General features: G+C 64.3%; 16 protein-coding genes. 3 read left to right on the plus strand and 13 right to left on the minus strand.

All coding sequences use genetic code 11. The features are described from left to right. Positions 1 to 14: 14 nt before the first annotated feature. Both AC52Q4_RS14120 and zwf read right to left on the minus strand, forming a co-directional pair. Entirely contained in the window at positions 15 to 2,441 is a 2,427-nt protein-coding gene (locus AC52Q4_RS14120) for a heavy metal translocating P-type ATPase (RefSeq protein WP_495537437.1), read from the minus strand. Between the two features lie 138 nt (positions 2,442 to 2,579). Next, positions 2,580 to 3,965 (minus strand): glucose-6-phosphate dehydrogenase, encoded by a 1,386-nt coding sequence (zwf, locus tag AC52Q4_RS14125; RefSeq protein WP_495537438.1) that lies wholly within the window; start codon positions 3,963 to 3,965, stop codon positions 2,580 to 2,582. A gap of 306 nt (positions 3,966 to 4,271) precedes the next feature. Between zwf and AC52Q4_RS14130 the strand changes: the two genes are divergently transcribed. Next, the gene (locus tag AC52Q4_RS14130) at positions 4,272 to 4,622 is read left to right on the plus strand and encodes a DUF190 domain-containing protein (RefSeq protein ID WP_495537439.1); all 351 of its coding nucleotides are present in this window, start codon (positions 4,272 to 4,274) and stop codon (positions 4,620 to 4,622) included. Between the two features lie 196 nt (positions 4,623 to 4,818). Here the strand turns inward: AC52Q4_RS14130 and AC52Q4_RS14135 are convergent, their stop codons facing one another. Further along, positions 4,819 to 5,100, minus strand: a complete 282-nt coding sequence (locus tag AC52Q4_RS14135; RefSeq protein WP_495537440.1) for an alpha/beta fold hydrolase — start codon at positions 5,098 to 5,100, stop codon at positions 4,819 to 4,821. 576 nt (positions 5,101 to 5,676) lie between these two features. Here AC52Q4_RS14135 and AC52Q4_RS14140 point away from each other — a divergent pair. Further along, on the plus strand, positions 5,677 to 5,994 hold the full coding sequence (locus AC52Q4_RS14140) for a hypothetical protein (RefSeq protein ID WP_495537441.1): 318 nt from the start codon (positions 5,677 to 5,679) through the stop codon (positions 5,992 to 5,994). A gap of 481 nt (positions 5,995 to 6,475) precedes the next feature. Here the strand turns inward: AC52Q4_RS14140 and AC52Q4_RS14145 are convergent, their stop codons facing one another. The 5 genes from AC52Q4_RS14145 to AC52Q4_RS14165 form a co-directional block, all read right to left on the minus strand. Further along, on the minus strand, positions 6,476 to 6,901 hold the full coding sequence (locus AC52Q4_RS14145) for a cytochrome P450 (protein ID WP_495537442.1): 426 nt from the start codon (positions 6,899 to 6,901) through the stop codon (positions 6,476 to 6,478). A 152-nt stretch (positions 6,902 to 7,053) separates the two neighbouring features. Beyond that, the gene (locus AC52Q4_RS14150; RefSeq protein ID WP_495537443.1) at positions 7,054 to 8,247 is read right to left on the minus strand and encodes a zinc-dependent alcohol dehydrogenase; all 1,194 of its coding nucleotides are present in this window, start codon (positions 8,245 to 8,247) and stop codon (positions 7,054 to 7,056) included. After that, on the minus strand, positions 8,244 to 9,152 hold the full coding sequence (locus tag AC52Q4_RS14155) for an SRPBCC family protein (RefSeq protein WP_495537444.1): 909 nt from the start codon (positions 9,150 to 9,152) through the stop codon (positions 8,244 to 8,246). Before AC52Q4_RS14155 ends, AC52Q4_RS14150 begins: the two co-directional genes overlap by 4 nt. Before the next feature lie 153 nt (positions 9,153 to 9,305). After that, positions 9,306 to 10,085 carry a hypothetical protein gene (locus AC52Q4_RS14160; protein WP_495537445.1) on the minus strand — a complete coding sequence of 260 codons (780 nt, stop codon included), beginning with the start codon at positions 10,083 to 10,085 and terminating at the stop codon, positions 9,306 to 9,308. A gap of 88 nt (positions 10,086 to 10,173) precedes the next feature. After that, positions 10,174 to 10,653 carry a YbhB/YbcL family Raf kinase inhibitor-like protein gene (locus tag AC52Q4_RS14165; RefSeq protein WP_495537446.1) on the minus strand — a complete coding sequence of 160 codons (480 nt, stop codon included), beginning with the start codon at positions 10,651 to 10,653 and terminating at the stop codon, positions 10,174 to 10,176. Between the two features lie 494 nt (positions 10,654 to 11,147). Here AC52Q4_RS14165 and AC52Q4_RS14170 point away from each other — a divergent pair, with 494 nt between their 5' ends. After that, complete coding sequence (locus AC52Q4_RS14170; protein ID WP_495537447.1) at positions 11,148 to 11,525, plus strand: sensory rhodopsin transducer; 378 nt, start codon at positions 11,148 to 11,150, stop codon at positions 11,523 to 11,525. A gap of 45 nt (positions 11,526 to 11,570) precedes the next feature. Here the strand turns inward: AC52Q4_RS14170 and AC52Q4_RS14175 are convergent, their stop codons facing one another. The 5 genes from AC52Q4_RS14175 to AC52Q4_RS14195 all read right to left on the minus strand — a co-directional run bounded on the left by AC52Q4_RS14175 (position 11,571) and on the right by AC52Q4_RS14195 (position 18,846). Continuing rightward, positions 11,571 to 12,689 (minus strand): SDR family oxidoreductase, encoded by a 1,119-nt coding sequence (locus tag AC52Q4_RS14175; RefSeq protein ID WP_495537448.1) that lies wholly within the window; start codon positions 12,687 to 12,689, stop codon positions 11,571 to 11,573. 86 nt (positions 12,690 to 12,775) lie between these two features. Beyond that, positions 12,776 to 15,862 carry an FAD-binding and (Fe-S)-binding domain-containing protein gene (locus tag AC52Q4_RS14180; protein ID WP_495537449.1) on the minus strand — a complete coding sequence of 1,029 codons (3,087 nt, stop codon included), beginning with the start codon at positions 15,860 to 15,862 and terminating at the stop codon, positions 12,776 to 12,778. Between the two features lie 71 nt (positions 15,863 to 15,933). Continuing rightward, positions 15,934 to 16,479 carry an enolase C-terminal domain-like protein gene (locus AC52Q4_RS14185; protein WP_495537464.1) on the minus strand — a complete coding sequence of 182 codons (546 nt, stop codon included), beginning with the start codon at positions 16,477 to 16,479 and terminating at the stop codon, positions 15,934 to 15,936. 15 nt (positions 16,480 to 16,494) lie between these two features. After that, complete coding sequence (locus tag AC52Q4_RS14190; protein WP_495537450.1) at positions 16,495 to 17,034, minus strand: enolase-like domain-containing protein; 540 nt, start codon at positions 17,032 to 17,034, stop codon at positions 16,495 to 16,497. Positions 17,035 to 17,052: 18 nt separating this feature from the next. Then, on the minus strand, positions 17,053 to 18,846 hold the full coding sequence (locus tag AC52Q4_RS14195; protein WP_495537451.1) for a thiamine pyrophosphate-requiring protein: 1,794 nt from the start codon (positions 18,844 to 18,846) through the stop codon (positions 17,053 to 17,055). Positions 18,847 to 18,993 lie beyond the last annotated feature (147 nt).

Genomic DNA, 18,993 nt, shown 5'->3' on the forward strand with positions numbered 1-18,993 from the left:
CGATCGCGTGGCGCTTACAACGCGGCCCGGCGCAGGCGCAGCGCGTTGCTGATCACCGAAACCGAGCTCAAGCTCATCGCGGCGGCGGCGATCATCGGCGAGAGCATCCAGCCGGTGAGCGGATAGAGCGCGCCGCCGGCAATCGGGACGCCGAGGCCGTTGTAGAGGAAGGCGAAGAAGAGATTCTGGCGGATGTTGGTGAGGGTCCGACGCGAGAGCCGCCGCGCCTTGGCGACGCCGCGCAAGTCGCCTTTGACCAGCGTCAGCCCGGCGCTTTCCATCGCGACGTCGGTGCCGGTGCCCATCGCGACCCCGACATCGGCAGCGGCAAGCGCCGGCGCATCGTTCACCCCGTCGCCCGCCATCGCCACCACCCGGCCCTCGGCCTGCAAACGGCGCACGCTATCGAGCTTGGCCTCGGGCAACGCCTCCGCCTCGATCTCGTCGATACCGACAGCGCGCGCCACCGCCTCGGCCGCCCGCCGGCCATCGCCGGTCACCATGACGACGCGCACTCCCTCGCGGTGCAGGATCTCCACCGCCTCCCGGCTTGTCTCCTTCACCGGGTCCTGCACCCCGAGCAGCCCCGCCGCACGCCCGTCGAACGCCACGTACATGACCGTCGCCCCGTCGGCGGCGAGCGCCTGCGCCCGTTCGGCGAGCGCGGCGGTCGCGACGTTCGACTCGGCCATGAACGCCGCGTTGCCGGCAAGCACCGTACGACCCGAGAACGTGCCCCGCACGCCGCGGCCGGTCACGGCCTCGAAGGCATCGAGCGGCGCCGGCGTGATTCCTTGCTTACCCGCCCCGGCGAGAATCGCGCCGGCCAGGGGATGCTCACTTGCCGCCTCGAGGGCGGCCGCATAGCGGAGCACCTCGTGCCTCTCGAAACCGGGCGCCGCATCCACCGTCTCGAGCCGCGGCTTGCCCTCGGTAATGGTGCCCGTCTTGTCCACCACCAGCGTATCCACACGCGCCATGCGCTCGAGTGCCTCGGCGTCGCGTACTAGTATGCCCGCGCCCGCACCACGGCCGACGCCGACCATCACGGCCATCGGCGTGGCGAGCCCGAGCGCGCACGGACAGGCAATTATGAGCACCGAAATCGCGGAGAGCAGCGCGAAACCGAATCCGTCACTCGCCGGCATCACAACCATCCAGGCGACGAACGCGGCAATGGCGCAAGCCACCACGGCGGGCACGAAGACGCCCGCCACCCGATCGGCCAGGCTTTGAATCGGCGCGCGGCTTCTCTGAGCGGCCGCCACTTGGGCGACGATGCGCGCGAGCAGCGTCTCCTCGCCCACGCGCGTCGCCCGCATCACGAAACCGCCGTTGCCGTTCACGGTGCCTCCGGTCACGGGGTCACCCTCTGTCTTTTCCACCGGCACCGGCTCGCCGGTGATCATGGATTCATCGATACTCGAGCGCCCTTCGAGCACCTCACCGTCGACCGGCACCCGCTCACCCGGGCGCACGCGCAGGCGATCCTCCCGCTGCACTTGCGCCAGATCGATCTCCTCGTCAGTGCCATCGCCACGCAGACGCCGCGCCCTGGGCGGTGCCAGATCGAGCAGCGCCTTGATGGCGCCCGAGGTACGCTCACGCGCGCGCTGCTCGATCAGCTGCCCGACGAGCACCAGGGTAACGATCACCGCCGCCGTCTCGAAATAAAGCGGCGCCTCGCCCTCGCGTCCCCGGAAAGCCGGTGGTAGCAGAGATGGGAAAACCAGCGCGAACAGGCTGAATAAAAACGCCACGCCGGTACCGAGCCCGATCAGCGTCCACATGTTGAAATTCGGCCCTTTGAGCGACTTCCAGGCGCGCACGAAAAAAACGGAGCCCCCGTAAAGCACCACCGGTGCCGCCAGCGCGAGCGAAATCCAGCCGTACGCCGCACCAAGCCAGCGCTGGAAGCTCACCCCCGGCAGCATGTCGCCCATGCTGATCACCAGCAGCACTGCGGTTAGCGGCGTGGCGACCCAGAGCCTGCGGGTAAAAGCGACGAGCTCCGCGCTTGGGCCTTCCTGCGCGCTTGCGGTGCGCGGCTCGAGTGCCATGCCGCACTTGGGGCAATCGCCCGCCTCGTCCTGCACGATCTCGGGATGCATCGGGCAGGTGTATTCAACTCGGCGCTGCGGCGCTTCAGGTTCGAGCGCCATGCCGCACTTGGGGCAATCGCCGGGGCCCTGCTGGCGCACCTCCGGGTCCATGGGGCAGGTATAGATCGCACCGGCACGCGCGGCTGGCCGCTGCCGCGAGCGCTCATCAAGGAAGTGCTCCGGTTCGGCCAAAAACCGCTCGCGGCAACGCGCGGCGCAGAAATAGTACGAGCGACCGCGGTAGGCCGCCGTGTGCTTTGCCGTGGCGGGGTCCACACTCATGCCGCAAACGGGATCCTTGACTTCCTCGCCGCGCTCGCTTGCTACGCTTGCTTGCATTTTCCTGCCCTCTCAGATGCCGTTGCCCAGTCGGTGCCTTCATTTGTCCTGCGCTCCCGCCAGCGCGGCCAGAATGGGGCACTCAGCGGCCGGTCCCTCGCCCGAGCAGGCGGCCGTCAGCTCGGCCGGCGCGCGAGCTCAGCAGGCCGGGTCGCTCCAGCCGCCGATGAAGGCCGTCATGGCACGTGCTTCCGCCGGCCCCCAGCTGCCGGGTTGGTAGGTATAGACCGGCGTTTGCGCTGCGAGCGCGGGGTCCACTATCCGCCAGGCGGCCTCTACGCCGTCGCTGCGTGCAAAAAGCTCCTGGTCGCCCTTGAGCGCATCGCCGATCAAGCGCTGATAAGGCGGCTCGTTGGTCGAAGGATCGCTGGCCAAATCCAGCTCGATCTGCCGGCCTGCCATGATCTCACCCGGCTGCTTGATGCGCGCGCCGATGGCGATCTCGATCCGATCCGGACCGAGGCGGAAGCGCACGTGATTGGTGTCGGTGGTGATGGGCTCGTTAAAAATATCATGCGGCTGGCGACGCAGGCGAACGAGCACTTCTTGCGCGCTTCCGGGGAGGCGCTTCCCGGCACGAATGAAAAACGGCACGCCGGCCCAGCGCCAGTTGTCGATATGCAGCCGCAAGGCCGCGAAGGTCTCCTGCGTCGAGTTGGATCTCACGCCCTGGATCTGACGGTAGCCGGCATACTGCCCCCGCACCACCTCCTGAGGCGAGAGCGGGCGCGCACAGCGCAGAAGCTTGGCTTTCTCGTCCCGCAACGATTGCGCATCACTCGCCGCCGGCGGCTCCATCGTGAGTATGGCGAGCACCTGCAGCAGGTGGTTCTGTACCACGTCGCGAATCGCGCCGACTTCGTCGTAGAAAGCGCCCCGGTCTTCCACGCCGAAGGACTCGGCCAAGGTGATCTGCACGCTCGCCACGTAGGCGCGGTTCCAGAACGGCTCCAAAAACGTGTTGGCGAAGCGGAAGTAGAGCAGATTCTGCACCGGCTCCTTGCCGAGAAAATGATCGATGCGAAAGATCCGCTCCTCGGGAAAGAAACGCAGCAGCGTCCGATCGAGAGCTTGCGAGGAGGCGAGATCACGGCCGAACGGCTTTTCCACCACGACCCGCGCCGTTCTGGCCAGCCGCGCCTTGTTCAGCGATTCGATCACGGTGGGAAACAGGCTCGGCGGAATCGCCAGGTAGCAAAGCGGGCGCTTGCGGCCTTCGAGTCGACGCTGCAACTCGGTAAAGACCTTCTCATCCCGGTAATCGCCGTCGATATAGTCGATGCGCCCGAGGAGGCGCGCGACGACCTCCTGGTCGTGGCTCCCGCCATGGTCTTGCAGGCTCGCTCGGACGCGTTCGCGCAGCCGATCGGCATCCCAGCCCGATTTGGCGACGCCGATCACGGGCACGCCGAGCTCGTCTGCCGCCTCGAGCCGGGCCAGCGCCGGGAAGATTTTCTTGTAGGCGAGATCGCCCGTGGCGCCAAAGAGCACCAACGCATCCGACGGCCCAATCCGTGCCGGCATCTCAGTTACCTTCGTGCTCGTCTCGAGCCTCAAGCTCAACCCGCGCCGCCGGGACGAGGCACATACCACGCCGCGTGCGCGCCCGTCGCATCAAAGCGTATTGCATAGTTCCTCCCTTGAACGTTTGCTTAGGTGTAAAGGCCCGCAAGGGGCTGTCGGTTCACCGCCGCCGTCTCCATTGGCCACGCGAAGCACACCCCCCGCAAGACGTCGGCCTCACGCCTGACGGGACAGCGACTACGCTAAGAAGCATCCGCCTAATCGGCGATGACGGTAATCGCCCGCGCGACACACGGAGAACGGCGCATGAGCAAGCAGATGAGCGTGGTCAGGATCTACATAAGCGAATCGGATAGCGGCCGCAAGGGTAACCTGATGAAAAAGATCATGGGTATCCTGCATGATGAACACCGGGTTCGAGGCGTCACCGTGTTCCGCGGCGTCACCGGATTCGGCTCCAAAGGCCTCGTTCACGCCGCCGACCTGCTGCGGCTCGATCCTCATCTGCCGGAAGTCATCGAGTTCTTCGACGACACCGCAACCGTCGAGGCGGCGATCGAAGCGCTCGCTGGCCTGGTCCCGGAGGGCCACATCATCTCCTGGCAGGTGGAAGACGACCGCGATCACCAGCAAATCGACCCAGAACAACGGAACTGACCAAGGTGAGACTCGGGCGCGTTGACAGCGAGCGTAACCTGCGCGCTCGCCTCGCCATTACCGCGCCGCACAAGCGCCTGCCTAAGCCCAATGGACACGATACCGTCCGGCTGTGCTATCCAAAAAGGCGTGGAACTCGTCGAGAGCCAACGCGGGCGGTAGCGGATAACTCTCACGGACGGCCCGACACAGCGCGCTATGGTAACGGGCGAAAACCGCGAAGTCCCGGGGATAGGCGCGAGTGTCTACCCCGATGAAACGCCCCGTTTGCCGCGGCGCACTCGAGGATGACCTGGCAACCGAATGAGTTGCCGAGCAGAGCCGCGTGTTGGAGGCCGACCGCTGCCATCCACTCCCCCAAAGCGTCGCCCAGCTCGGGGACATCCCACACCCGCCGCGGCTTGCCGCTGCGCCCGAAGCCGGGCAGGTCCGGCACCCACACGCGATAGTCATCGGCGAGCAGGCGACGTATCTCCACAGGGGTTCAAATTCCGCCATTCATGATCTGCCTGTTACCCGAGTAAGGCGTTGCAGCCTCGGCAAACCCTGTCTTTTCCCTAGAGCCCATTCGGTGCTTGGCAACGCAGCAGCAAGGAGCGGTGAAGCCACAAGTGGGCAAGAGGAGGCAATCGAGGCTTTGCCAAAACGGCGGCCGCTACCGTGCATGTAATGTCTTGACCGCGTAACGAAAACCTGGCTTGGCGTCCGGCAACGGGCTCGCCCACGTATAGACAATACGCTCGGGTGAACGACTCACTCGCACCCATCGGCGCGAAGTCACAATTGACCACCCGGCATGACTTGCGCCCGCACCAATGCAAAAGCCGGTGGTGGGCTGAATGCCCGCCCGCGCGCGATGGCGAACAAAAGCGGCGGCATGGGCGGCAGGCCCAGCCGGGTGTGCGATAATTCTCAATACGCAGAGCATTGAAACGAACGGGATGAACCCACAGTAAGTGAATGCGGCTCCTCAGCTTGGAGCCGATCCGGTCTTCGACCGGGCCTTTAAGACGTGCCTAGCGTTAATCCAGTAGTTCAGTGAGGAAGTACTGTCATGCGACATCCAAACACGGCACACGCCACTGATGGCGACTCTGCATTCAAAAAGAAGGGCTATGCGCTTGCGGCGGCGGCTGCGCTTTTCCTTGCCGCAGGACTCACGGGCTGCGGCGAGAGTGGTGAACAGAGCGAGAACGGCCAGGGCGGCCCATCCGGAAGCCCCGGGCAGATGCAGGAGCAGCAGCCGCCGGGAGGCGGGGGCTCTGGCATGCAGGAGCAGCCGCCGGCGGGCGGAGGCTCCGGTATGCAGGAACCGCCCCAAGGCGAGCGGCAGCCGCCGGGTGGCGGCATGCAGCCCCCCGAGGAAGGCTAGAGCTAACAGCATCAACGCGACCTAGAAGATCGCGCCGCCCCCTGAGGGGGTGAACGGGGCGTGTCCAGGCCGTACGGCCAAAACCAAGTCGCAGAATCGCGACTTGGTCGGACAGCGGGTGTCACGAAAATGAGGGTTACCGATATATGGAAGCGCCGGTCAGAGCACGAACATCCGGTAGCCCTCGTGAGCCAATAAAGACGGTTGTCTTGTATTCGCGGCCTCGGCAAATGGGGAAGCCTGCTTCTCGATCCGACAGCTAAGCTCGTTAACGGCCAGTCGCCGTGCCGCTGGACTGATGGGGTCTCAGCCGGGAGCGAATCGACTGAGCATCGTTGTGTGCAGAGGCTTTAGCGGCGCTGGATGCATTCAACCCCGGGGCTTCCGACAAAAGGCGGGACCGCGGCCCAAACGCCGTTGTCCGGTTCAGCGGAGGCAACTCCAGCAAGTGTGCAAGGCTTCGGCGGGCAGCCCCGAACCGCTAATCAATTCTATGCCTTAACCTTACATTCCTCATGACGAAGCGGCTTCTCGGAACCGCCGGAACTCTCGACAACCTGATACCGAGGTCTTGTTCTGGCACCCCGTAGTTCATCGACCTGACCAGATGTTTTACAGCTAGCTTAGTGAGCTTGATCGTAAGCCATTCGCCCGCGCAGCGGTGATGGTGGTAATGGTCACCACCGCCCTGGGGAATGAAGGCGAAGGCGCTTGCCTTGCAGTCCCGAAACCGCTCCGCGCGGAACTCATCGGGGCTATTCCACAATCGGGCGTCATGGTTCGTGCCGTAAAGATCCAACATCACCCGTTGACCTTTTGGGAAATGGAAGCCGTTCCATTCAAATTCGTCCCGTACACGGGCCGCGACGAACGGAAAAAAAGGATAAAAACGGCGAACCTCCTGCACGAAACATTCGAGCTGCGCGTCCCCTCCCGCTAAAAGTTGCTCGTGATGCTACGGGTGGGTAGGGAACGGCGGCTCGGCCGAATCGAGGCGCCTAATGCGGAGTACGGTGGCTCGCGAAGAGTTGGCGCAAAATGGCCAAACGCGCCATGAGCTCACCCCTCGCCATCCGTACGCAGTACCACCTTGATGCAGCCCTCCTGCTTGTCGCGAAATAGACGGTAGGCGCGGGGCGCATCATCCAGGCGCATCCTGTGCGTAATGACAAAGCTCGGGTCGAGATCGCCGCGCTCGATGCGCGCCAGCAACGGCCTGAGATAGCGATGAACGTGGGTCTGTCCGGTCTTCAGGGTAAGCGCCTTGTTCATCATGGAGCCGAGTGGAATCTTATCGGCGAAACCACCGTAGACGCCGGGGACGGAGACGATACCGCCCTTTCGGCAGGCAATGATCGCTTGCCGCAGCGCGGTCGGGCGCTCGGTCTCCATTCGCATGCTCTGTTTGACGGTATCGAACCAACCTTCCAAACCGACCCCATGGGCTTCCATCCCGACGGCGTCGATGCAGGCATCCGGCCCACGGCCCCGGGTCATGTCCCGCAACGCCTCGGCCATTTGCAACGTGTTGCCCACCTCGGCGGGACGCAGCAGCGTGGCATCGGAATGCTCGGCCGCCATCTCCAAACGCTCCGGCACGTCATCTATGGCGATGATGCGCTCGGCCCCGAGCATTTGAGCGCTGGCGATGGCGAACTGGCCGACCGGTCCGCAGCCCCAAACGGCAACCGTGTCACCCGCTGCAATGTTGCAGTATTCGGCCGCCTGGTAACCGGTTGGGAAAATATCGGTCAGGAAAAGCGCCTGCTCATCGCCCAGCCCTTCAGGGACCTTGAGCGGTCCCACGTCCGCGTAGGGCACTCGGACATATTCGGCCTGTCCACCGGCATACCCCCCAAGAAGATGCGAGTATCCGAAAAGCCCCGCCGGCGAGTGGCCCCACATTTTTTCCGCCGCCGCCGCGTTGGGGTTAGAGTTGTCGCAAAGCGACCAGAGCTCGCGCTGGCAGAAAAAACAGCTGCCGCAGGATAAGTTGAACGGGACGATTACCCGGTCGCCCCGCTGCAGCTGCTTGACGCTAGGACCCACCTCGATGACCTCGCCCATGAACTCGTGGCCGAGGACATCCCCTGCGCGCATGCCCGGAACAAAACCGTTGTAAAGGTGCAGGTCGGAACCGCATATGGCGGTCGTTGTAACCTTTACGATCGCATCGCGCTGGTTGACGATTTCCGGATCCGGCACGGAATCGACCCGGACGTCTCCCCTGCCATGCCAGCATACGGCTTTCATTGCGGGCCTCCCTGGCGGTTCGCAATCGCAGTGACGGCGTTTGTGGGAATCTCGTGCGCCTCCATCAAGCGCTTGAAGCGCCGGAGATCTTCGCGGATGGCCTGCTCGGTCAACGAGTTGAAAAAGCCGGCCAATGTTCTGCTGAGCGTTCCGGCGGGCAACTCGTAGCGCAGATCCAGCTCCACCTCCGTCCCCCGGCCACCGGCTACGGAGCGGAAACGGACCTTCCCGTCCTGTTTGATTTTGGAATTCGCCGTGGCGCGCCAGACGATTCGCTCGTTGGGGACGTCCTCCACGACCTCGGACTCCCACTCCAGCTTCCCGCCCAGGGGGCTTTCAGCCACCCATCGGGTGCGCTGCTCGCTGATGGGCCGGACCTCTGTAATGAACTTCATGAATTTCGGCAGCTCGGTGAAGTCCCGCCAAAAGAGATATAGCTCGCGCGGCTCGCGATTGATCGTCACGCCGGTCGTTATTCGCAGCGGCTCGCCTGCGAATAGCCCGCGGTCGGTCGGCCTCGCCGTGCTCTTGCCCATCTTGGCGAATACGGGACAATGCCCAGTGGCACCGCGGTAACCAAGCAAGCCGCCGAATGCGCCCAGCGCCAATCCGAATGCGCCGCCGCGGCGCAGCCCGAGCAGTACGCTCGCGAGGCCGGCGATCAGGGACGCTTTGCGCTCCTGGTCGTTGACGTTGCGGTAACTCGCTTCCGGCCGACGCCGTGGCGGCGGCTCATCATGCGTTCTGGTATCCATGAACGCGTCCTCCAGAACGTTGGAATCACCTGTAAAAACGTTTCGGCAACGCTCATCCGTGGACAAGATGACCGTATGCCCCTCCGCGGCTCGCGGTGCGGGAAAGATCCGAGGAAGGAGCGCTTCATCGGCCTGCGGTTTCACCTGCATTTGTCCGGCGTGTGATACGCGCCGCACCTGAGCTGGAGATGGACCCTGCCCGTAGCACTTGCGGCCAGGGCGAATTCAGCAGGGCGCCTGGAACCGCTTGCGTGAGCATTTCACAATGTGGCCGAATTCATGCGCACCGAGAGCCGGGGCGGATCAATCCCACTCGCCCTTGAATAGGGGATTGAGCGGATGCTGTGATTTGTCGAGCTTCAGGTCCTTGAACATATCCGCCGAAGAGCGGCTCTCCCGGTCGGTGTCGAGTCGGATGCCAAGATCCTCGGATACATCCTCCGACGCCGCGACCAGTAGAAATTCAGTGCCCTCGCGGTTGAGAAAATCCGGTGGGTCGCACTCGCAGAATCGGCGGTTGCGAAACACCTTCTGCAACCGTTTCGGGTACTTGGCCTGCTGGTCCTCGGACAATCCGGCGGCCCGCGGCGAGCCCGCTTCGGGATTCTTGATGCTGATGACGTAGCTCGCGTCCTCGGCAATGTTCAGCTCTTGTTGCACGTCTTTCGGACGGCGTGGCAATTCCAGGGCATATACCAGATGGGTATGGTCATCGTGGCGTAAAATCCGATAAACACCCTCGCCGGCGGGACGCGCGGAGGGCTTATGGCGTTCGCCGCGGGTTTTCGTCTGGTATGTCTCCCCCCGCAGCGCCTCTTCGGTCTTCTCGGGCCGGTCGGTCACGCTGTCGACAAAACCCCAGATCTGGCCCTTTCCGCCTTCGGCCGGATCGGAGAGTTGCCGGCGGCCAATTTGCAGGAGGCGGTAATCCCCGGTCTCGAAGGGATGAATGACCATCATCAAGCGTTGGATATCCTCTGCCCCCTGCGGCTCCTCCTGTTCGACGCGTGGCCGATAGAAGAAGTAGATGTGCCCCTGCTCCAGGGTCTCCACCGAATTTTCTGACGATCCTTGCTCGGCCATGCTGATATCTCCTTTACCAATACCTACCTGTTTAGTGTGCCTAGCCTGCCTTGAGTTCGAGACCGGGCGTTTCGGACGTCGGCTCGGACTAGGGGCGGGGCCGCGGCCATTCGATTTCGAGTGAGGTCTGACCGATGATGTGCTTTGCAGCCGCCCGCGCGAAGGTGGCTTGGTCGACGCCCGGATCCAGCCCGAGCGGCTCGTCCAGGGCCAGCAGCCGAAAGCGGTAGCGATAGCGCCGGCCGACAGTGCCGATGGGGCCGTCGTAGCCGACGTTGCCCAGCGCGTTCTTGCCTTGGCGCAATTGCTCCGGGCCCTGCGGCTCCGCCTTATGCCGAAAACCCTCGGGCAGGCCGCTTCGCTCGGCCGATATGCCATAGACCAGCCAGAGCAGCTGAGGATCTTCGGTTTCAGGGCTGATGGTTTCGAGCAGCAGTGCCAGCTCCCGAGTCGGCCGCGGCACCCCGGACCAACTAAGCGGGGGAGAGATGTTGTCGCCGTCTTTCGTGTACTTCTGCGCGATCCTCGCGCTCGAATCGACGGCGGAAGAGCTCGGTTCCATGGTCATGTCCTTTGCATGCAGACCCGCCTCTCAGCCGCTGCCTTTTGAGGCAAACGCCGAGCACGCCGGACCTACGTTCGAGGAGCCCGCGCGACGCGCTCTCTGCCACTCCTCCGAGGAATACCGCGGCATCGGAGAGGAGCTATAAATGTTTGTCCTCGCCCATGGGCATTCGTTCCCGAGGGCTCGACCATCAGGATCGGCGGGTTAACCCAACGCCGCGGTCCGAGCTTGCGCAAACGACCTCGCACATCCTCACCGGGTGGTAAGCGTGCCGGTGACGGTAAGATTCCGCGGTTAGCGGTCTCTTTCTAGCTGGGAAGCGGTCTTCGCCTCAGATTCGGCGGGAGCGGCAAACCGTTTCGTTTGGCAGCAAGTGCTTTATAGCTGAACTCAACTCTTTACCGCCCCTCAAAGCAGGGGAGGCGGCTGCGCAGTGCGCCGTTATTTCCTTGCCATCGGGAAGGTCCCAACGAACATTCATGATGAGGCGCAATGAAATGAGCAATCGGATAGGCAAAAGATATTGGGCCATTCCCGAAGGCTATATACCTGCGGGCAGCACCGGTTCCGCGCCGCAGATGATAAGCCACGAAACAGCTTGTATTCTCAACACCACTGACCAGGCGGCTGCGGTGACGATTGTCGTCTACTTTGCCGACCGGGAACCCGTCGGGCCTTACGAGCTCACTGTCCCGGCGAGGCGCACGCGGCACGTGCGATTCAACGAGCTGGACAACCCGGAGCCTCTTCCCAGAGATGAGGATTTCGCCAGCGTGATCGAGTCGGATGTGCCCATCGTAGTACAGCACACCCGTTTGGATTCCCGTCAGGCGGAGCTCGCTTTGCTTACGACCATCGCGTATGGGAGCGACTGAAGCCTAGCGCTACTGGGCGTGTGCCGGTAGCCTTTGCTCACCCGGTCAGCAAAGGCTGTACGCAGACGCCACCGGCCGCTGGTACCGGCCGAGGCCGCATCGGCTTGGAAAATGCGCCACGTCCCGGTTCAAGCTAATCGGCTCAGCCGCCGTCGATTGCTCCTTTGCCGCCGCCGGGCGCGCGCAGACTGCGCCGATCGCCAACGCAGCACCGGCGAGTGTGAGCCAGCCGCGGTGAGTTGTCGCCCAGAGCTGAATGCTGTGCCCGTAGGCCTCGTCGCCGAAGCGCCCGTGCGCACCACCCTCGCCCGCCACGGGCTTCCAGAGGTTGCCCGACTCGGCCGGGTTGGCGCGCTCATCGGTTTGTTGCGCGCCAACAGCGCCGCGCGCCAAATATCGGTCGAGTAGACCTGGGGCCAGCTTGTCGGCCCAGCGCGTCAGCAGCGACGACAGGCCGACATCAACGCGCGGGCGGCGGTGGTGCGCGGCCCAGACGATCGCGCGGGCGGCCACCTCGGGCTGGTAAACCGGCGCGACGGGACGCGCGCGTTTCGGCATCTTGTTGAGCGCCCAGTCGAATTGCGGCGTGTTGAGCGCCGGCATATCGACGAGCGTGACGTGCACGCGGCTGCCGCGATGCAGCAGCTCGATCCTCAGCGCCTCGGTGTAACCCTTGAGCGCGTGCTTGGCACCGCAATACGGCGCCTGCAGCGGTATCGAGTGGTGGGCAAGCGCGGAGCCGACTTGCACGATCGTTCCCCGATCGCGCGGCAGCATGCGCTTCAATGCCGCCATGATGGCGTAAACGTTGCCGAGATAGGTCACTTCGGTCACCCGCGCGAACTCCTGCGGCGCGATCTCATCGAGCGGGGCGAGCACCGTCACCATGGCGGCATTTACCCAGATATCTATCTCACCGAGGTTTTCTTCGATGGCCTCAGCGGCCCTCTCGATGGCGGCGGCGTCGGAGACATCGACACTGATACCAAAAGCCTTGCCGCCCAATGCTTCGAGCTCACAACGTGTGGCCTCCAGCCGGTCGGCGTCGCGGGCGAGCAAGGCGACGTGCGCCCCGCGCTTGGCAAACGCGCGCGCCGCCGCGCGGCCGACACCCGCCGTCGCGCCGGTGATGACGACGACTTCGGATGCTGCGTGTTCGTTCATGCCTCTTCCCTTCCTTTGTAAGCCGCCGGTGCCGCGCCGACAGCGGCGCCCGCGTATTGGTTGTACACGGCTGATGGAGCGGAGCCTCAGCGGCGGTTTTGCCGGCTGACGCGCCAGGCAAGCAACCCGCCGACGACGAGCGCGCCGAGCGTCACGGCGCTGGCTCGGTTGGCCTTGCGCTGCGCCGCCGCACGTTCTCGTTCGATCGCCACCTCGGCCGCCCCCGCCGGCGCACCGCCATGCAGCGCCATCTGGATGACTTGCGCGATGTGCAGCGCGCGGCGATGGGTGCTCTGCGCGATCTGCTCGCGACAGCTGAAGCCATTGGCGATGATCAACGTGTTCTCATCCGCCGCGCGTATCTTCGGCAGCAGCACGCGCTCGCCGACGGCCATGGAAACCGAGTACTTCTCCTTCTCGAAGCCAAATGAGCCGGCCATGCCGCAGCAGCCGGAATCGGGCAGCTCGTAGTCGAGGCCGAGCTTTTCGAGCAGGCTTTTCTCGCAGTCCAGGCCCATGATCGATTCGTCGTGACAATGGGCCTGCACCAGCGCTTTGCGTCCGAGACGCGGCGGGCTGTAGTTTTCCACGACGGTTTCGAGAAATTCGCTCAGCAGGTAGCTCTGCCGGGCAAGGCGCCGCGCGCGCGGGTCATCGGGAAAGAGATTCGTCAATTCATCACGGAACACGGAGATGCACGACGGCTCGAGGCCGACCAGGGGCACCCCGGCGTCGATTTCGCTTTGCAGCGTGTCCATCACGCGTTGCAGATAGTGCCCGGCGCGATCGAGCATGCCGAACTCGTAGAGCGGCCGCCCGCAGCAGATCGGCTGCAGCGGCACCAACACGCGGTAGCCCTGCGATTCGAGCACCTCGACGGCCGCCTGCGCGATGTCCGGGAAGAAATGGTTGTTGAACGTGTCGGCCCAGAGCACGACCGGAGGACCCCCGGCGTTGCGCGGGCCACGCCGGCGGAACCATGCCTTGAATGTTCGCGGCGCGTACCGCGGGATTGCGCGCGCCCGGGGCATTCCGGCGAGGCCCTTGGCGATGCGCGAAACGCCGGGGGCGTGCGTGAGGAAATTCACTACCGTGGGCATCTTTGCTGCCAGGCGCGACCACCGGTCGATCAGCCCGAAGGCATACGCCGGCAGCGGTTTCATCCTGCCCAGATAGTAATGCGACAGGAACTCCGCCTTGTAGGTGGCCATGTCCACGTTCACCGGACAATCGCTCTTGCATCCCTTGCAGGACAAGCACAGATCGAGCGATTCCTTCACGGCTTCGGAGCGCCAGCCCTCGTTCAGCACATCGCCCTGCAGCATTTCGAACAACAGCCGCGCGCGACCGCGCGTGGAGTGTTTCTCCTCGCGCGTGGCCATGAAGCTCGGGCACATGGTGCCGCTGTCGCTGCGGCATTTGCCGACACCCACGCAACGGATCGCAACGCGCCCGAAGCGGCCTTCGTCATTCGGATAGGCAAAGTGCGTCGCGGTTTGCGGCGGATGAAAGTTCACCAAGCGCAGGTTTTCGTCGAGCCGATACGAATCGATCACCTTGCCGGGATTCATTTTCCAGCTCGGATCCCAGATCGATTTAAACTCGCGGAACGCCTGCACCAGCTCTTCGCCGTACATCTTGACGAGCAATTCCGCGCGCGCCTGGCCATCGCCGTGCTCGCCGGAAAGCGAGCCGCCGTAGGAAACCACCAGCTCAGCGGCCTCCTCCACGAACGCGCGGAATTTCTTTACCCCTTCGCGGGAGTGCAGCTCGAAGTCGATTCGCGAGTGCACGCAGCCCTGGCCGAGGTGACCGTACTGCGCGCCCGTGTAGCCGTGCTTGGCGTAGAGCCGCTGCAGCTCCCGCAGGTAGGCGCCAACCCTTTCCGGCGGAACGGCCGAGTCTTCCCAGCCGGGCCAATGCGGCCGGCCGTCGGGACCGAAGGCGGTGGCACCGAGCCCCGCCTTGCGCACCGCCCAGAGCTTTTTTTGCCACTGCGCGTCGTCCACGACGGCGTAACCGCTGGGCGCGGCATCGCTGTGGTTGAGCGCCTCACGCAGCGCCTCGGCCTTGGCGCGGGTTTGCCGAGAATCATCACCTCCGAGTTCCACCAGCAGCCAGGCGCGGCCTCGCGGCAGCTGCGAGAGCGTGTGCACGTGCATGTGCATGTGCATGTGCATGTGCATGTGCTGCACACGCTGGTCCTGCAAAAGCTGATGATCGATGCCTTCCAGTGCAATCGGGCGCTGCGCCATGATCTCCGGGACATGATCGGCGGCAGCGGCGATATCCTCGAAGCCGATCACAACCAGCGTGCGATGACGGACGTTGGGCGTGAGCTTGAGCGTTGCCTGCAGCACGGTGACACAGGTGCCCTCCGTGCCGCACAGCGCGCTGGCGAGATTGAAGCCATTCTCCGGGAGCAAATCGTCGAGGTTGTAGCCGGAGACGCGGCGCGGCAGCGTCTCTATGCTCGGGTAGCGCGCGCGGATGCGCTCCGCGTAGCGATCGCGCAACGCCTTCAAGCGCGAGAAGATTTCGCCCTTGCGCCCGCCCTCGGCGACGATCGCGTCGATCTCGCGTTCTTCGTAGTGATCCCTGAGCGTCAGGCGCGCCCCGTCGTAGGTAAGCACATCGAGGGAATGGACATTGTCGGCGGTGCGCGGACCGGGGCCGTAAAACTGGGCCTGGACCGAGTGCATGCCGCAGGAATTGTTGCCGATATTGCCGCCGATCGTGCACCAGTGGTGCGTGGACGGATCCGGTGGAAAGACGAGCCCGTACGGCGCCAGCATCGCGTTGAGCTTGGCGTTGATCACCCCCGGTTCGACGGTGGCCCGTTGCTTGTCGGCCTCGATCGCCAGCGTTTCCTGCAGGTATTTCGAGTGATCGATGACAACGGCATAGTTCACCGCCTCGCCGGAGAGGCTGGTGCCGGCGCCGCGCGATAGGATCGGCGCATTGTGGTCGCGGCAGATGCGATGCGTGGCGACGATGTCATCGATGGTTCGCGGGATGACCACGCCGATCGGCGGCTGACGATAGTTCGAGGCGTCATTGGCGTAGAGCGCGCGGCTGCCGGCATCGAAGCGGACCTCGCCGCTCAGCGCGGCATCGAGATCGCGAGCCAATCGCTTGCCGGCGGATTCATCGAAGCGTGCCACTTCGCGCATTGCTGCTCCCTGCCTTACTGTCTTAGTGTTTGCTGCCAGGATGGAGAACCGGCGCGGGCTTCGAACCCGTGCTACAGGCGATACCGCTGCGCGTCGAGGCGTTTGAACTCGAGCCCCAAACCCGACCGGAAGAGGTCCGGACGCAGCGAGCCGCCATTCGGCTCCTGCACCCCGTCGAAGAGCATGCGCTCGACGCGCACGTGATCATGAAAGTATTCGAGGTGGCGCAACGGCTTGATCGCACAGCAGGGGTGCAGGTGCAGCGCCGGCGCGTTATGCGCGGATAACGGCACCTGGTACGCTTCGGCAAGCGCTGCCACGGCGAGGAATCCGCTCACGCCGGCGCAGCGGGTGATGTCGGCTTGTAGAACGTCGACGGCGCCCGCTTCGAGCATGGCGCGGAAGTAAGGCAAATCATAGCCGTATTCGCCGGCGGTAATCTCGATGCGCGCAGGGACGCGATCGCGCAGCAGGCTCAATCCGGCGAGGTCATCGGAGGTTACCGGCTCCTCGTACCAGCTAACGCCCTGCTCGGCGAAAGGCTCGGCGAGCGCGAGCGCCTGTTTGCGATCGTAGGCGCCGTTCGCATCGACGAACAGCTCCGCCTGCGCGCCGATCGCTGCACGCGCCGTTTACACTCGCCGCAAATCCTGCAAGGGCTTGCGCCCCACCTTCATTTTCACCCTCGGTATCCCGGCGTCGACCCAACGAGTCAGTTGAGCGCACAGCTGTGGCTCGGAATACGAAGTAAAGCCGCCGCTGCCGTAAACCGGCACGCCCGAGCGAACCCTTCCGAGCAACCGCGCCAGCGGCAAGTCAAGCAAGCGCGCCTTCACGTCCCAGAGCGCGATGTCGAGCGCCGCAATCGCCATCGATGCGATACCGGGACGCCCGAGATTGCGGATCGATCTGATCAGGGCGAGCCAACAGGCCTCGATATCCATGGCGTCGCGCCCGACGAGCTCATCGACGAGCTTGCCGCGAATCAGCGTGGCGATTGCCTGATGGCCATACGTGTAACCGAGTCCCACCTTGTCACCGGCGCTCAGCTCGACCAGCACCAAAGTGGTCGAACCCCATTCCAGCGTTCCGTCCGATTCCGGCAGATCGGTCGGAATCTCGTAGGCCGAGACATCGATCCCCTCGATAGTCGCTGCCGCGCGAGTCGCCATTGCCGTGGCCTCCGTGCCTCAGCTTTTTGCGGTCGGGGCGAAGGTCTTCAGAAAGTCCTTGGCCGAGGCCTTGATGATACCCAGGGCGTCCGGGTCGCCGTGCAGCAGCGCGGAGAGATACGCTTTGGCCTGCTCCGGCTTGATATGCGGCGGCATCGGCGGCACATCCGGATCGGTAACCGCTTCCAGCACCACCGGCCGGTCACTGCCGAGCGCCGTCTCCCACGCCTCGCCAAGCGCATCCGGTTCATCGACCTTGATCCCGCCAAGCCCAAGCAACTCCGCGTAGCCCGCGTACGGGAAATCCGGAATGTCCTGTGAGGGCGCGTACTTCGGATCGCCGGCCATTACCCGCTGTTCCCAGGTCACCTGGTTCAAATCACGGTTGTTGAGGACCAGCACCACCAGCCGCGGGTCTTGCCAACGTTTCCAATATTTGGCGATGGTGACCAGTTCATTGATGCCGTTCATTTGCATCGCCCCGTCGCCGACCATCGCGATCACGGCCCGTTGCGGATACGCAAACTTGGCCGCGATCGCGTACGGCACGCCCGGCCCCATGGTGGCGAGCCCGCCGGAGAGCGAGGCCATCATCCCCCGGCGGAGCTTGAGGTCACGCGCGTACCAGTTAGCTGCCGAGCCGGAATCGCAAGTCAGAATGCAATTATCCGGCAGGCGGGGCGAGAGCTCCCAGAAGACGCGCTGCGGGTTGATCGGCGTGGCCTTGGTCATTGCGCGCGCCTCTAAAATCTTCCACCAATGCGCCACCTCCTCTTCGATATGCTGCTGCCAGGAGCGATCCTCCTTACGCTCGAGATGCGGGAGCAGCGCGCGCAGGGTCTCCGCGCTGTCGCCGATCAGATTGACCTCCATCGGGTAGCGGATGCTGAGCACGCGACCATCGAGATCGATCTGCACGCCGCGGGCCTGGCCCTCCTTGGGCAGAAATTCGGAATACGGAAACGTTGAACCGACCATCAGCAGCGTGTCGCAGCCGTTCATCAACTCCCAGCTCGGATTGGTGCCGAGCAGACCGATCGCGCCGGTCACGTAGGGCAGATCGTCCGGTACGGCCGCACGACCGAGCAGCGCCTTGGCAACCCCGGCGCCGAGCCGCTCGGCGACCTCGATGATTTCATCGCTCGCGTGCAAGGCGCCCGCGCCGACCAGCAACGCCACCTTCTTCCCCTCGTTCAACACGCTCGCCGCCCGTTTCAGCTGGGCTGCCTCCGGCACGGTCCGCGCGCGCTCGTAGCCGATGCCGGAATGCACCGTGCCGTGCGCCCGCGGCGGGATTTCGACCGCGTCCATTTCCTGCAGGTCGCTGGGGAGGATCACGCAGGTTACGGTGCGCTGATCCATGGCGATGCGTATCGCGCGGTCGACGAGGTGGCGCACCTGCGCAGGGCTGCTCGCCATGTGCACGTATTCGTGGGCGACGTCCTTGAACAGCGAGGTCAGATCGACTTCCTGCTGGTAATCGCCGCCGAGCGCGCTCTGCGCCTGCTGGCCGACGATCGCCACGACCGGCTGGTGATCCTTCTTGGCATCGTAGAGGCCGTTCAGCAAATGGATCGCTCCGGGCCCCGAGGTTGCGAGACAAACGCCCACCTCGCCCGTGAATTTCGCGTGCGCGCACGCCATGAAAGCGGCCATCTCCTCATGACGAACCTGCACGAACTCGAATCGCTCATGGGCACGGCCAAGCGCACCGAGCAGACCATTGATGCCATCGCCCGGGTAGCCGAAGATGCGTTTGACACCCCATGCCGATAGCCGCTTGAGCAAAAAATCGCTGACCTGCTCGCCCATGATCTCCTCTCCTCCCTGTCGTTCGTTCCAGCCGCTACGCGGAGCACACCGACGGTGGCAGCCGTCCGGGAAAGCCAACTGTCTATAGTGACTGAGAGGCCCCCACGCCTGACGAGTTCCTCCCCACACGCCGCTGCGTCCGTGCGC

The organism is Nitrococcus sp. (genome assembly GCF_059432795.1).